The 428-nt window shown below is 58.9% G+C and carries 1 pseudogene; it reads left to right on the top strand.

What is annotated here, in order from left to right:
- Window positions 1-271: 271 nt before the first annotated feature.
- Window positions 272-428 (top strand): annotated as a pseudogene (locus ACW9JC_RS30405) (DUF6124 family protein); the annotation flags it as partial.

Genomic DNA, 428 nt, shown 5'->3' with positions numbered 1-428 from the left:
GAATCCGCCGGCTTGTGCGACTTGGAGGCCATCGGTAACTTGATTCGTGTCACTGCTCATCAGTGATCGGGTTTAGCAGCTCGGGGTTTCACGAGGCGCTTCTGCATCCAGACAGTCAGGTCATTTCATGCCTGCACTTCATGGTAGCTGTGCGCAGGGCGCCTTCGGGCGCGCCGGTTTCGTGTCTCCCCGGTCTGCTAACCTGCGCACAGCTGCCACCCTTCGTTTAGCAGCGACTCGGTGACGGCTCCACGTTTTTGGAGACCGAAATATGTTCAAGGTAACGCCCAATCCGCCGGACACCGATCCAGCCTCCCCCTACGAACCCGATTCCAAAAAACTCAACGAAGCCGCTGAACGCGCCCTCGACTTTCACTTCCCCTCGACCGCCGATATCAAAGCCACACCGCGCACCGTCAGCACCCTCT

Source organism: Pseudomonas sp. SDO5591_S426 (genome assembly GCF_054070755.1).
The sequence above is the reverse complement of the archived record's forward strand: the minus strand, read 5'-3'. Positions and strand labels throughout refer to the sequence as shown.